Here is a 12,508-nt window from a genome sequence, read left to right on the forward strand (position 1 = left end):
AGCCTCCGATTGCCCGCCTGATCCCGGACGGAAAGAATTGATGATGTCAGATATCGACCAGCTCAAATCATCGCTGCTTGCGGAAATTGTTGCCGCCAACGACGAACCGGCACTCGAAGCCGTGCGCCTTTCGGCCCTCGGGAAAAAGGGCTCCGTTTCCGAGCTCCTGAAGACGCTCGGCACGATGTCGCCTGAAGAGCGCCAGACCAAGGGCGTTGCAATCAACGTCCTCAAGAATGAGGTCGCAGATGCGCTTGCCGCTCGCAAGGCGACGCTCAAGGAAGCGGCGGTCAATGTCCGCCTGAAGGCCGAGACGGTCGACATCAGCCTGCCGGTCCGCTCCTCGCCCGCCGAGCGCGGCCGCATTCACCCGATCAGCCAGATCGTCGACGAAATCACCGCGATCTTCGGCGACATGGGCTTCTCGATCGCCGAAGGTCCGGATGTCGAGACCGACTATTACAATTTCACGGCGCTGAATTTCCCCGAAGGCCACCCAGCCCGCGAAATGCACGACACCTTCTTCTTCCAACCGGATGAGAACGGTGAGCGAAAAGTGCTGCGTACGCACACCTCGCCCGTACAGGTGCGCACCATGGAAGCGCAGAAGCCGCCGATCCGCATCATCATCCCTGGCAAGACCTATCGTCAGGATTCGGACGCGACCCATTCGCCGATGTTCCATCAGGTCGAGGGACTGGTGATCGACACGAAGGCGAATGTCGCCAACATGCGCTGGGTGCTCGAAGAGTTCTGCAAGGCCTTCTTCGAGGTCGACAGCGTGACGATGCGTTTCCGCCCGTCCTTCTTCCCGTTCACTGAGCCGTCCTTTGAAGTCGATATCCAATGCGACCGCTCAGGCCCGATCGTCAAATTCGGCGAGGGAACGGATTGGATGGAAATCCTCGGCTGTGGCATGGTCCATCCGAACGTGCTGCGCTATGGCGGTCTCGACCCGGACGAATATCAGGGCTTTGCCTGGGGCATGGGCCTCGACCGCATCGCTATGTTGAAATACGGCATGCCCGACCTGCGCGACTTCTTCAACGCCGATGTCCGCTGGATGACCCACTATGGCTTCCGCCCGCTCGACATGCCGACGCTGTTCGGCGGCTTGAGCGTGTAAGGGAGGATTGAGATCATGAAATTCACGCTCTCCTGGTTGAAGGATCATCTGGAAACGGATGCCACCCTCGATGAAATCTGCACCCGCCTGACGATGATCGGGCTGGAGGTCGAAGATGTCGACGACAAGGCGGCCTTCAGGCCATTCATCATCGCCAAGGTTCTCTCCGCTGAGAAACATCCGCAGGCCGACCGCCTGAAGGTTCTCTCGGTCGATACCGGCAAGGGTGCGCCGATCCAGGTCGTCTGCGGGGCGCCGAATGCGCGGGCGGGACTTGTCGGCGCATTTGCCGCATCGGGCACCTATGTTCCCGGCATCGATGTGACGCTTTCCGTCGGCAATATCCGCGGCGTCGAAAGCCATGGAATGATGTGCTCTGAAAAGGAACTCATGATTTCTGACAATCATGAGGGCATCATCGATTTGCCCGAAGACGCGCCAATTGGGACCAGCTATGCGGCTTATGCCCACCTCGACGATCCTGTCATCGAGATCAACCTCACCCCGAACCGTCCGGACTGCACGAGCATTTACGGCATCGCCCGCGATCTGGCCGCTTCGGGTCTCGGCACGCTGAAGACACGGCCTGCGCCGTCCTTCGCCGTCGAAGGCGAGACACCTGTCAAGGTGACGCTCGATCTTGACGACGAAAAGCTCTGCCCGGGTTTTGCGCTCCGCCTCGTGCGCGGCGTCAGGAACGGCCCGAGCCCGCGCTGGATGCAGCTGCGGCTGCTGGCGATCGGTCTGCGTCCAATTAATGCGCTGGTCGATATCACCAACTACATGACCTTTGATCAGGGCCGGCCGATGCACGTCTTTGACGCTGCCAAGGTAAGCGGCAATCTGACCGTCCGCCGTGCGAGGGAAGGCGAGACGGTGCTGGCGCTCGACCAGCGTGAATACAAGCTTGGCCCTAACAATGTCGTGATCGCCGATGCGGACGGCATCGAGTCGATCGGCGGCATCATGGGCGGCGAGCATTCCGGCTGCGACGAAAACACGACCGACGTGCTGATCGAATGCGCGCTCTGGGACCCGATGAACATCGCCAAGTCCGGCCGCGGTCTGGGCATCATCACCGATGCTCGCTATCGCTTTGAGCGCGGCGTCGATCCGCAATATATGGTTCCCGGTCTGGAGCGCACGACGGAACTTGTTCTTGAACTTTGCGGCGGCACGCCGGCGAAGGCGGATGTCGTCGGCTACAAGGGCTACCAGCCGAAGATCGTCGATTTTCCCTACTGGGAGGTCAGGCGCCTGACCGGCCTCGAAGTCTCGACTGAGGAGAGCAAGGATATCCTGACCCGCCTCGGCTTTGAGGTGTCGGGCTCGGGCGAAAGCGTCTCGGTCGCCATTCCTTCCTGGCGTCCGGACGTCGGCGGTAAGGCCGACCTCGTTGAGGAAGTCATGCGCATCCACGGCGTCGACAACATCAAGCCGGCGCCGTTGGAAAGCCATGCAGCCGTGAACGGCAAGATTCTGACGACGCTGCAGATCCGCACGCGTATGGCCAAGCGGGCGCTCGCCTCGCGCGGCATGCTGGAGGCCGTCACCTGGTCCTTCATTTCGCAAGAGCAGGCAAAGCTCTTCGGCGGCGGCTCGCCGGCACTCAAGCTTGCGAACCCGATCGCAGCCGAAATGTCCGACATGCGCCCGTCGCTCCTGCCGGGTTTGTTGATGGCTGCGCAGCGAAACGCCGACAAGGGTTACGGCGATGTGGCGATCTTCGAAGTTTCCGGAACCTACGAGAATGACAGGCCGGAAGGCCAGCGCCGTGTTGCCGGTGGCATTCGCCGCGGCACGGCGTCGCTCACCGGCGCCGGCCGCATGTGGTCGAACAATTTGAAGGGCGGCGGCAAGCCGGTCGATGTCTTCGACGCCAAGGCCGATGCGCTGGCGGTGATCGAGGCCTGCGGCCTGCCGATGGGCAACATCCAGATAGAGCAGGGCGGACCGGAATGGTATCACCCCGGCCGTTCCGGCACCATCAAGATGGGCCCGAAGGTCGTCCTCGGCTATTTCGGCGAATTCCATCCTTCGACGCTTGAAGCGCTCGATGTCTCAGGCGCGCTCTGCGGCTTCGAGGTCTATATCGACGCTATGCCCGAGCCGAAGAAGAAGGCGACACGCACCAAGCCGGCGCTGGAGCTTTCGCCCTTCCAGGCCGTCAAGCGCGATTTCGCTTTCGTCGTCGACAAGGCGGTTGAAGCAGGCGCGATCATAAAGGCTGCGAGCGGTGCCGACCGCAAGCTGGTCACCGGCGTCAATGTCTTCGACATCTTCGAAGGCGGATCGCTTGGCGAAGGCAAGAAGTCGGTTGCGATCGAAGTGCAGATCCAGCCCGTCGAGAGGACGTTGACGGACGAGGATTTTGAGGCTTTGACGGAAAAGATCGTGGCGAGCGTGACGAAGTTCACCGGCGGCGTGCTGCGAAGCTGACAAAGCATACGATGGGCACTCCGGGCCGGCGGCTGCGCCGGCCTCACTCAGTGAAAGCTGCGCCGCCTAGGAATGCAGGTAGTAGAGCTTGTTGACGATGGTCCATCGACCGTCGATCTTCAACATCGACAGATAGTCGGTAAAGCGCATTCCGGCGAATTCGTCAGTCACCTTCGCCATCGCGGCATCGCCTGCGACATCGATCATTGTTATATCCATATACGGTTGCGTTCCCGGCGGGGCGGCGCCTTCAGCGGTGATCGCAGCGATGAATTCGTCGCGCGTCAGCCATTCGACCGCGTCTTCATAGTGACCGATGATTGTGCTTTGCGGATGGAAGGCCTTTCGCAATGCGGCTTCGTTGGCAAAGGTCATGCCTTCGACGTAGAGATGGACGACTGCTTCGATTGCCTGCTGTTCGGACATATCTTGCACCCTCCGTATCGGCGTCATGATAACGCTGAAGGATTTAGAGGCGGGGGGTCCTTTGGCAAGCCGTGCCAAGTCTGAAGCAGCCGGTAAGACCGGCTGCTTCAGAGGATTGTCGTCAAGCTGCGCGGGCGGCTTTCTGGTTTGCGGCGGTGACGGCGAGTTTCGTGAGCAGCTTGTCAGTTGCCACTTCTTCCTGCAGGGTCTGGTCCAGCAGCACGACGGCGTCCTTGTAGCCGAGGTTCTGCGCCCAGGTCTTCAGTGTGCCGTAACGGGCGATCTCGTAGTGCTCCACGGCCTGCGCCGCAGAGATCAGGCCGGCATCGACCGCGACCGTCCCCTTGAATTCTTCCATGATCTCTTCGCCCTCAGCGATGATGCCCTGAATTGCTTCGCACGTCTTGCCCTGAGCACGTTTGCCGGCAATCTCGAACACCTGCTGCAGGCGCTCTACATGGACTTCGGTTTCTTCCCTGTGCTTTTCGAAACCGGCCTTCAGATCGGCGGACTGAGCAGCGCGGGCCATCTTCGGCAGGGCGCGCAGAATCTGCCGCTCGGCGAAGTAGATATCCTTCAGAGTGTCGTAGTAGAGATCCTCAAGTGTCTTTCCCTTGGCCATTTCTTCGATCCTTGTTCTCGTTTTTGGAGTCACGCAGTCGTGAACCCTTAGAGAAGCGACCTAGTTGGAAATTGTTCCGCTGGAGCCCGCAATTTCCGGGTGGCAATAGCCGGATGACGGGATAGGTTCGTGCCGGCGGATGGAGGAGAGACGCATGAAAAAGCCTGGGTCGATGAAATCGCTCGAAGATCTGGGCCGGGCGCGACTTTCGAAGAATTTCTTCCTCCGCGATTTCCTGCATTCCGAAATCGCCGATTTCTATCGCATTCCAAATATTCCAGACGATCCGGATCTTGCAATTGAGGCAGGTAGGCGGCTTTGCGAGGAACTGCTCGAGCCGCTTCAAGCAACGTTCGGCAGGCTGCACATCCGCTCGGGCTACCGTTCTGCCTCCGTCAATGAATTTGGAAACAAAAACAAGCTCAATTGCTCGACCAATGCCTCGAGTGCGGCGGACCATATCTGGGACATGCGCGATTTCGATGGCTGCATGGGGGCGACGGCCTGTGTCGTCGTACCCTGGATGATCGATACTTGTCGTGATGAGGAGGATTGGCAGAAGCTCGCGTGGTGGATCCACGATCATCTGCCCTATGCATCGCTCTGCTTCTTTCCAAAGCTATGGGCCTTTAATATCCAATGGCACGAGCGGCCAAAGCGTGCGATTCATAGCTATGTGCGGCCGCGCGGAACTCTCACCAAGCCGGGCATGGCGAATTGGCAAGGCGATCATTCGAAATTCTACCAGGGATTTCCGCCGCTCAGAAACTGATGCGATAGCGGATGTGTCCGTCGCTTTCGACATAGCTGTCATAGAGCGCACGTGCCGTCTTGTTCTGTTCGTTCGTGTGCCAGTAAAGCCGCGACCAGCCGGACTGCTTGCTGAGCAAAATCAGGTCATCCATAAGCGCCCGGCCGACCCCTTTGCCGCGGGCGCCTGGGTGGACGAACAGGTCTTCGAGATAGCAGTCCTTGCCGCGAATCCATGTGCCTTCATGCGTCAGTGAGAGCGTGAACCCCATCACCTCTCCGTCGACTTCCGCAACGCGCATGAAGATTGCTGACGCCGGATCGAAAACCCGACGCCACGTTGAATCGGTAATGTCCCCATCGACCGTGACTTCATAAAAGGCGAGGTAATCCTTCCAGAGTTCGCGCCAGCGCGCTTCGTCTTCCGGTCTCGCATCGCGGATCGTCACGGTCATGTCGTCCCTTCAGGCGCCTGCCCTGTCGAGCAGTCTCATTGCTTCGTCAGAAAGCTCAAGCTTCGCTGCCTCCACCAGGCTATCGAGCTGTGAGGTGCTGGTAGCACTGGCGATCGGTGCCGTCACGCCTTTCTTGTTGAGCAGCCAGGCGAGCGAGATCTCGGCAGGTTTCGCGCTCGTTTCGGCGGAAATCTGATCGAGTGCGGCGAGAATGCGCATGCCCTTAGCATCGAGATATTTCGCGACCCGATCTTTGCGGGCCCTGCCCTGCGTATCGGCCTTGCTGCGGTACTTACCGGAGAGAAAGCCGGCTGCGAGGCTGAAATAGGTGATGACACCGATATCTTCCGTCACGCAAAGATCGGCAAGCTCGCCTTCGAAGCTCGATCGCTCATAAAGATTATATTCGGGTTGCAGCACATCGTAGCGAGGAACGCCAGCCTTCTCGGCGGCATCGAAGGATGCCTGAAGCTGGCCGGCATCGAGATTGGAGCAGCCGATCGCTCGGATTTTTCCCTGCTGCTTCAGCTTGGCGAAGGCGCCGAGCGTTTCTTCATAGGGTGTATTTTCGTCGGGCCAGTGGGAGAGGTAGAGGTCGATGTAATCCGTCTGCAGGCGGCGCAGCGAATCCTCCACGGCCTTGAGGATATATTGCTCTTTCAGCGACTTGCCTTGGCCCATGTCGGAGCCGACCTTGGTGATGATGACCGCCCTGTCGCGGGAGACCTTTCCGTTCTTCAGCCACTTGCCGATGATCTCCTCTGAATCGCCGCCTTTGTTGCCGGGCACCCAGGATGAATAGACGTCGGCCGTGTCGATGGTATTGAGACCTGCGTAGAAGAATGCATCGAGAATATCAAAGGATGTTTTCTCGTCGGCCGTCCATGCGAAGACATTGCCGCCGAAGACGATAGGCGAGATTGAAAGACCTGTTTTTCCGAGCCGGCGCATTTCCATGGCGCTATCCTAAATTGCTGATTTGATTGAAAGTACGGATGCGGCAGAGCGTCGCCGGGAGTAAACTAGCGCAGGTTCCGGCAGAGGAAAACCAAACTTTCGTGATTTGCGCGCACGCCATTGCGTCACCCGCCACCCCTGAATAAGGTTGCACCCATTCAAACTTGGGAGGCTAAGCCATGCTCCGTTTCGGTATTATTTCGACGGCAAAGATCGGCCGTGAACTCGTCGTTCCCGCCATTCAGGACGCGGAAAACTGCGTCGTCACCGCGATTGCCAGCCGCGACCTGAAAAAGGCGCGCGAGATGGCCGACCGCTTTTCCGTGCCGCATGCCTTCGGCTCCTATGAGGAGATGCTCGCCTCCGACGTGATCGACGCCGTCTACATTCCGCTGCCGACGTCGCAGCATGTCGAATGGACCATCAAGGCGGCAGACGCCGGCAAGCACGTCCTTTGCGAAAAACCGATCGCGCTCAATGCCGGCGAGATCGACAGCCTCATTGCTGCGCGTGATCGCAGCAAGGTCCTGATTACCGAAGCCTATATGGTGACCTACGCGCCGGTCTGGCGAAAGGTCCGCTCGCTGATCGCCGACGGCGCGATCGGCAAGCTTCGCCATGTCCAAGGGGCCTTTACCTATTTCAATCGCGATCCCGGCAACATGCGCAACATTCCCGAACTTGGCGGCGGCGGCCTGCCCGATATCGGCGTCTATCCGACGATCAGCACGCGCTTTTCGACGGGCAAGGAACCACTGCGCATCCAGGCCGTCACCGAACGTGACCCGGAATTCGGCACCGATATCTATTCGAGCGTGAAGGCCGACTTCGGCGATTTCGAGCTGAGCTTCTACATCTCCACCCAGATGGCAAACCGGCAGGTCATGGTGTTCCACGGCACGGAAGGCTATATCGAGGTGAAATCGCCGTTCAACGCCGACCGCTGGGGACCGGAGGAACTGGAACTCGCCAACCGGAGCCACAACGAGTTCGACCATCTTCCGCTTCCAGGACAGCCGCCAATACAAATGTGAGGCAGAAGCTTTCGCCCGCGCTGCCAAGGGCGAGAAGGAAGAGGTCGTCACGCTCGAAAGTTCGAAGCTGAACCAAAAGGTGATCGACGCGATCTACCGCGCCAGCGAGAAGGACGGCTGGGAGCCTGTTTGATTATTCGCGAAATGCGAACCGGATGTAGCCGAAAATTGCAAAGCACAGTGTAGAGGCGGAGGCGAGAACCATCGCCGCCAACGGCTGCAGAGACGGCAATACCATTATGAGCGTGGCGTAGAGACCATAATTCAAGATCGCCGCAATCAGCACGATGGCGACGATCCCGGCGCGGCCGACCGACAGCCGGCCGCCGGTCGTGAAATCGATGCGTCGCAGCATAGCGAGCATAATGCCAAGGATTGCAACAAGGCTCACTGCCCGCGTCAAAAGCGGGCCTTGCATCACCTTCAGCAGCAAATGGAAGAGTAGCGTTTCGGCCGCCAGTCCAAGCAGCGACAATGCGGCAAAGCGCAGAAGCGACCCGCTTCGATTGAGAGAGGCGTCAGCCATTGATCGCGAGCATGCCAGCAATGATGAAAGCCGCGCCAATGGCGTATCGAACAGTGAGGACTTCCCCAAGAAAGACCTGCGCCAGCAAAGGCACGAAACAGAAGGTCAATCCCATAAAGGAGTAAGCAATCGTCAGCGGGACGGCTTTCAGGACGTAAATCCAGATGATCGTTCCGAGACCGTAAAGGAGTAGCGCTGCAAGCAACACCGGATTGAGAAGCAGAGCAAGAATATTGCGGACACTGAGCTCGCCTGTAGCTGCGCTCGCCAGCTTGAACAAGACCTGGCCCGAGGCAATCAGCAGTGGCGTGCCGATGAGCCCAATCCATGTTGCGGTCGAAAAAGTGGAAAGCATCGAACCGTCCTTCAATCCGCTGCACCTCTTTCTTCCGAATAGAAGATGTCGCGACCGATATCCTCGCAGACAAAGGCTGGAGGCACCGGGTGGACAGCTCTCAGGAAGGAGTGCGTATAAGGGAAGAAGTTGAAGTGCGGATTGAACGTGTAGCGGTATTCGCGTTCCCTCGGCACAACGATGATCAGGCGGCGTTTTGCAATCCGGCGCAGTTCGGTAATCGCTTGCCGGTAGTCGAGAATATGCTCGATCACATGCGTGCAGATGACCGTGTCGAATTCCGCGTCTGCAAAGGGGAGGTTTTCGACCTTGGCCGCGACATATTCGATGCCAGGCAGCCGTGATGCGTCTTCAATCACGAAGTCGACGCCTGTAAGGCGGTTGAGCCCAGGATGCGTCGCCTGGATGCTGCGGAGCAGCGCACCCGTGCCGCAGCCGATATCGCAGACGCTCTCTCCGGCGATTGATCCGAGGATGCGGCTGATGCAGGCCGCCGAATTGTCCGTGCCTTCGTGAACACGGGGATGCTTGCGGTAAAGCTCGGCATATTCCTCTGCCGAAAGAAACGGTGCTCGCTCGCGAAATTTCGCCAAGTGCGTGATATGGTCGCCCCAGACGCGCCGCGCAGCCCAGCGAAACGCACCGGAATCACGGACAAACGGCGGCAGGATGTCTTCCAGCACGAAACGAATACGGTTTGTGGTTTCTCTGTTCATGAAAAGGGCGTCACCTTTGAGCGGAAGCAACTATGCGATGCGCGTGGTCCTGCCACCTTGCGCGGTTTCAATGGACTTTTCCGGCGCTAAACCCTGGCTCGGCGCGGCGACGTTGAGGTAGTGAATGCGAAGCTGCTCGGCACGCGAGCGTGCGACGAAATCAAGGATCAGACCCGCGGTAAAGACCATGAAGGAGATCATCATCAGCGCCAGGGAGAGAACCCATGTCGGCATGCGGTTGACAAGCCCGGTCTCGAAGTATTCCGCCAGCACAGGCGCCATGAAAGCCATGCTCGACAGCATGAAGAACGCGCTGATGAGGCCGAAGAAGGCAAAGGGCCGCGTTTCCTTCATGAGCATGGCGAACATCCACAGAATCTTGCCGCCGTCCTTCAAGGTCGAGAGTTTCGAGTGCGAACCTTCCGGGCGACGGCCGTAATCGAGTTCCAGCTCGGCGACCGGCAGCTTGAGACGAGAGGCGTGGACGGACATTTCGGTCTCGATCTCGAAACCGGCGGAAACGGCCGGGAAGCTCTTGACGAAACGGCGCGAGAAGGCCCGGTAGCCTGAGAAAATGTCGGTGAAGTCCGGACCGAAGATCGTGCGGTAGAGAATGTTGAAGATGCGGTTGCCGAAAGCATGTCCGTTGCGCCCGGCGTCAGAATGAACGCCGCGACGCGTTCCGACCACCATGTCGGCGCGTTCGGTCAGCAGCGTGCGGATCAGCTCTTCGCCGTCTTCCGGCGCATAAGTGCCGTCGCCATCCGCCATCAGATAGATGTCGGCGTCGATATCGGCGAACATGCGGCGTACGACATGGCCCTTACCCTGGCGCCGTTCGCGCACGACAGCGGCGCCGGCCAGCATCGCATGGAGCGCGGTGCCGTCTGTCGAATTGTTGTCGTAGACATGAATCTGCGCTTGCGGCAGTGCCGCTTTGAAGCCGCGGACGACTGCACCGATCGTGGCCGCTTCGTTGTAGCACGGAAGCAGCACGGCGATGTTTAGCGTTTTGGTCTGCGATCGTGTCATGATGCCACTCGCCATTCACAATTGGCGCGCAGTCTAAAACATGCAGCGTTAATAAGACCCTATAACGCGGGAAGAATCGGCCAGCCATCCGGACGCTTTACACTTTCTTGATCTGCAAAAGCTAAAGTTCGCGCAGCTTAGGACGGGACAACAGGAATGGCGAACGTCGCAGGAATGACCGGCAATTCAGCTTCTAAATCTTCGCCGCCCATCGTGTCGCTTGCCGCTGTCCGCATGTGCTTCTCACGCGTCTGTGGCCGTCCGTGTCGCTTTATAGCGCGGTGCTGATCGCGTGCATTTTGCCGGTGAAGCTGATCGGGACGAAAGACTATGTCGGTCCTGACGATGACGAACGGCATGCGGCTCGTCGAAGTAAGGGATTTTCTTTCCGGGCAGAGCTGGTTCGATTTGACCCAATACCGGCTGGGCGTTGATGGCACGCTGATGCACTGGTCGCGGCTGATCGATTTGCCGATCGCAGGGCTCATCAAATTCTTCGGCTTGTTTCTGGCGGGAGAGCAGGCCGAGGCCGTGGCGCTCGCGATCTGGCCCGTCTCACTCGCCCTCCCTCTCATGCTTGCGATGGCGATTGCGGGCCGCCGCATTGGCGGCGTGCCTGCCATGCATGTCTCTCTGGTGATGACCGCACTGGGCGTATGGACCAGCAACCGTTTCGTGCCGGGTGCGATCGATCATCACAACGTGCAGATCGGGCTTGTCGCGATGATGACGGCAATGCTTCTCGATAAGGAGCATCAGGCCTGGAGCTATATCGTTGCAGCCTCGATGGCGGCACTCGCCATCGCCATTGGGGTCGAGACAACACCTTTCGTCGCAGCGGTTTGCCTCGTCGTCGCTCTTCATTGGGCTTGGGTGGGGCAAGCCTTTCAGAGGGCTGCTAAAGCATTCGGGCTGACGCTCACGCTGGCCGTCAGTATTCTGTTCTTCTCGACCATGCCGCCCCGGCTTTATTCGACCGTGACCTGCGATAATTTTTCGCTTGGTTTTTACGGCCTCGCTGCGATCGGCGGTGGGATGCTTTCCGTTGCGGCTGTTTTCGCAAGCCGCGCGTCGAGAAGTAGGACGCTTCGCTGCACTCGGTGGTATCGGCATCGCTGTTGCAGCTTCGGCCATGGTGATCGCGCCCCAATGCTTGCATAATCCGCTTGACGATCTCGATCCAATGCTCGTTGAGCTGTGGCTGAACAATATTTCAGAAGCGCTCGATGCTCGACATGATCCGCGACGAGCCTTTCGGCATCGGTGCCTTTTACGCAGCCGGTCTTTTCGGGCATTGCTGTCAGCGCATTCCGAATCCTCTATCGCGACAGGGTGCGGATTCACGCCATCCTGCTTTTCCTGCTCGTCCTCTGCTGGGCCATCGGCCTCATGCAGGTGCGCGGGGCACCCTTTGCAAACCTGATCGCCATCCTGCCGCTCGCGCTGCTGATTGTCGACATCCGCCGTATATCCAACAGCGATCGCGAAAATGTCGCTGTCGCATTCTGTTACATCATGCTGGTGCTTGCCAGTGTACCTGCTGTTTGGGCCGTTGCTGGAGCCTTCGTTGAGCTGCAGAGGCAAACGGAGGAAGACAAGAAAGAAGCGAAAGACGAGGAAAACAAGCCTTCGTGTATCTCAAGAGAGGCTCTTGCGCCGCTGAATGCGATGCCTGTCGGCATGGTGGCGGCCTCATCTGAACTCGGCGTGCCGATCCTCCGCTTTACGAGCCAGCATGTTCTGACCGCACCTTATCATCGCAATCCCCGGGGTATGCTGACCGAAATGCATATCGGCCTCTCGGAACCGAAGGATGCAGAGGCCTTCCTGAGGGGGGCGGACGTTCATGTTTTGGCTTTCTGTCCCGACGATTATCCGACGATGCAGTTCGCAAAACTGAAGCCGGAGGGTCTTTATTCTCAATTGGCGAAGGGCAATGTGCCGTCCTACCTCCAACCGCTTCCCAAGGCCGCGGGCGTTGGGGTGCAGTTCTTTCTCTTCAAGCCGGAAAATTGAGCGCCAACCCGATGCTCTACTGATCTTTCCCTCCGCTTTCGCTAGAAAGGAAGG

11 protein-coding genes and 2 pseudogenes are annotated in these 12,508 nt (G+C 58.8%); 5 read left to right on the forward strand and 8 right to left on the reverse strand.

Features of this window, described 5'->3' with window-relative positions; genetic code table 11:
* The first annotated feature begins 43 nt into the window (after positions 1 to 43).
* Together pheS and pheT are read left to right on the forward strand one after the other, a co-directional pair.
* Positions 44 to 1,126, forward strand: a complete 1,083-nt coding sequence (gene pheS / locus ACW4PC_RS15720) for a phenylalanine--tRNA ligase subunit alpha (protein WP_455875034.1) — start codon at positions 44 to 46, stop codon at positions 1,124 to 1,126.
* Between the two features lie 15 nt (positions 1,127 to 1,141).
* Positions 1,142 to 3,565 (forward strand): phenylalanine--tRNA ligase subunit beta, encoded by a 2,424-nt coding sequence (pheT, locus tag ACW4PC_RS15725; protein ID WP_455874370.1) that lies wholly within the window; start codon positions 1,142 to 1,144, stop codon positions 3,563 to 3,565.
* A gap of 66 nt (positions 3,566 to 3,631) precedes the next feature.
* Here pheT and ACW4PC_RS15730 read toward each other — a convergent pair whose 3' ends face one another.
* Together ACW4PC_RS15730 and ACW4PC_RS15735 are read right to left on the reverse strand one after the other, a co-directional pair.
* The gene (locus tag ACW4PC_RS15730) at positions 3,632 to 3,991 is read right to left on the reverse strand and encodes a nuclear transport factor 2 family protein (protein WP_455874371.1); all 360 of its coding nucleotides are present in this window, start codon (positions 3,989 to 3,991) and stop codon (positions 3,632 to 3,634) included.
* A 121-nt stretch (positions 3,992 to 4,112) separates the two neighbouring features.
* Positions 4,113 to 4,613 carry a YciE/YciF ferroxidase family protein gene (locus ACW4PC_RS15735; RefSeq protein WP_455874372.1) on the reverse strand — a complete coding sequence of 167 codons (501 nt, stop codon included), beginning with the start codon at positions 4,611 to 4,613 and terminating at the stop codon, positions 4,113 to 4,115.
* A gap of 154 nt (positions 4,614 to 4,767) precedes the next feature.
* Between ACW4PC_RS15735 and ACW4PC_RS15740 the strand changes: the two genes are divergently transcribed.
* Positions 4,768 to 5,385, forward strand: a complete 618-nt coding sequence (locus ACW4PC_RS15740) for a hypothetical protein (RefSeq protein WP_455874373.1) — start codon at positions 4,768 to 4,770, stop codon at positions 5,383 to 5,385.
* Here the strand turns inward: ACW4PC_RS15740 and ACW4PC_RS15745 are convergent.
* Both ACW4PC_RS15745 and ACW4PC_RS15750 read right to left on the reverse strand, forming a co-directional pair.
* Entirely contained in the window at positions 5,375 to 5,818 is a 444-nt protein-coding gene (locus tag ACW4PC_RS15745; protein WP_455874374.1) for an N-acetyltransferase family protein, read from the reverse strand. The two genes, ACW4PC_RS15740 and ACW4PC_RS15745, sit on opposite strands and share 11 nt — an antisense overlap.
* Positions 5,819 to 5,827: 9 nt before the next feature.
* Entirely contained in the window at positions 5,828 to 6,775 is a 948-nt protein-coding gene (locus ACW4PC_RS15750) for an aldo/keto reductase (RefSeq protein WP_455874375.1), read from the reverse strand.
* Positions 6,776 to 6,954: 179 nt separating this feature from the next.
* On the opposite strand from ACW4PC_RS15750, the pseudogene ACW4PC_RS15755 reads away from it, so the two are divergent.
* A pseudogene (locus ACW4PC_RS15755) lies at positions 6,955 to 7,942 on the forward strand (Gfo/Idh/MocA family protein).
* On the opposite strand, the gene ACW4PC_RS15760 reads toward ACW4PC_RS15755, so the two are convergent.
* The 4 genes from ACW4PC_RS15760 to ACW4PC_RS15775 are packed head-to-tail and all read right to left on the reverse strand — an operon-like array spanning position 7,943 to position 10,438.
* The gene (locus tag ACW4PC_RS15760) at positions 7,943 to 8,335 is read right to left on the reverse strand and encodes a GtrA family protein (RefSeq protein WP_133937265.1); all 393 of its coding nucleotides are present in this window, start codon (positions 8,333 to 8,335) and stop codon (positions 7,943 to 7,945) included.
* Positions 8,328 to 8,705, reverse strand: a complete 378-nt coding sequence (locus ACW4PC_RS15765) for a transporter (RefSeq protein ID WP_455874376.1) — start codon at positions 8,703 to 8,705, stop codon at positions 8,328 to 8,330. The genes ACW4PC_RS15760 and ACW4PC_RS15765 overlap by 8 nt, the downstream gene beginning before the upstream one ends.
* On the reverse strand, positions 8,702 to 9,406 hold the full coding sequence (locus tag ACW4PC_RS15770) for a class I SAM-dependent methyltransferase (RefSeq protein ID WP_455874377.1): 705 nt from the start codon (positions 9,404 to 9,406) through the stop codon (positions 8,702 to 8,704). The genes ACW4PC_RS15765 and ACW4PC_RS15770 overlap by 4 nt, the downstream gene beginning before the upstream one ends.
* Before the next feature lie 30 nt (positions 9,407 to 9,436).
* Positions 9,437 to 10,438, reverse strand: coding sequence for a glycosyltransferase (locus ACW4PC_RS15775; protein WP_455874378.1), 1,002 nt, complete (start codon positions 10,436 to 10,438; stop codon positions 9,437 to 9,439).
* Positions 10,439 to 10,635: 197 nt separating this feature from the next.
* On the opposite strand from ACW4PC_RS15775, the pseudogene ACW4PC_RS15780 reads away from it, so the two are divergent.
* Positions 10,636 to 12,454: pseudogene (locus ACW4PC_RS15780) on the forward strand (hypothetical protein).
* The last annotated feature ends 54 nt before the right edge of the window (positions 12,455 to 12,508 follow it).

Source organism: Rhizobium yanglingense, assembly GCF_977109285.1.

What these genes read in the sequence shown, in the direction of transcription:
- pheS (WP_455875034.1), top strand. Translation starts at nt 44, where the DNA reads ATGTCAGATATCGACCAGCTCAAATCATCGCTGCTTGCGGAAATTGTT.
- pheT (WP_455874370.1), top strand. Translation starts at nt 1,142, where the DNA reads ATGAAATTCACGCTCTCCTGGTTGAAGGATCATCTGGAAACGGATGCC.
- ACW4PC_RS15730 (WP_455874371.1), bottom strand. Translation starts at nt 3,991, where the DNA reads ATGTCCGAACAGCAGGCAATCGAAGCAGTCGTCCATCTCTACGTCGAA.
- ACW4PC_RS15735 (WP_455874372.1), bottom strand. Translation starts at nt 4,613, where the DNA reads ATGGCCAAGGGAAAGACACTTGAGGATCTCTACTACGACACTCTGAAG.
- ACW4PC_RS15740 (WP_455874373.1), top strand. Translation starts at nt 4,768, where the DNA reads ATGAAAAAGCCTGGGTCGATGAAATCGCTCGAAGATCTGGGCCGGGCG.
- ACW4PC_RS15745 (WP_455874374.1), bottom strand. Translation starts at nt 5,818, where the DNA reads ATGACCGTGACGATCCGCGATGCGAGACCGGAAGACGAAGCGCGCTGG.
- ACW4PC_RS15750 (WP_455874375.1), bottom strand. Translation starts at nt 6,775, where the DNA reads ATGGAAATGCGCCGGCTCGGAAAAACAGGTCTTTCAATCTCGCCTATC.
- ACW4PC_RS15760 (WP_133937265.1), bottom strand. Translation starts at nt 8,335, where the DNA reads ATGGCTGACGCCTCTCTCAATCGAAGCGGGTCGCTTCTGCGCTTTGCC.
- ACW4PC_RS15770 (WP_455874377.1), bottom strand. Translation starts at nt 9,406, where the DNA reads ATGAACAGAGAAACCACAAACCGTATTCGTTTCGTGCTGGAAGACATC.
- ACW4PC_RS15775 (WP_455874378.1), bottom strand. Translation starts at nt 10,438, where the DNA reads ATGACACGATCGCAGACCAAAACGCTAAACATCGCCGTGCTGCTTCCG.